We start from the raw sequence: 361 nt of genomic DNA, 5'->3' as shown, positions 1-361 counted from the left end.
CGGCAAAGACCAATAGCGCCCACCTTCAAGATGGATTTTTTGTCGAAACACACAATAAGTCATTTGTGTATTACGTGTAATCGCACTTCGAAATCCCTGAAAGGCCCCATACCACTCCACACCATACGTTGGTTTTGTACTATCCGGTAACGGGACACCATAAATATCGACCACCATATTGGCTCTTTTGGCCATCTGTGGGTCTTGAACCTGAACATTGTCATAAACATACTCATAACGTAATACAGGCCCTTCCATTCGGATATGCGTTATTCCCTGAAAATACGCATAATCATTCACCGCCATATACACAGAAGCCACTCTCGGGATGGCGAACGCCTCATACCCCATGGCTTCATGG

At 45.4% G+C, this 361-nt stretch carries 1 pseudogene; it reads right to left on the bottom strand.

From position 1 onward, the window contains the following. Positions 1-361: pseudogene (locus ACNART_RS17950) on the bottom strand (hypothetical protein); the annotation flags it as partial.

Source organism: Proteus sp. LHD240705 (assembly GCF_047921555.1).
Lineage (GTDB): Bacteria > Pseudomonadota > Gammaproteobacteria > Enterobacterales > Enterobacteriaceae > Proteus.
Note: the sequence above shows the minus strand (reverse complement) of the source record. Positions and strands in the feature narration are given on the sequence as shown.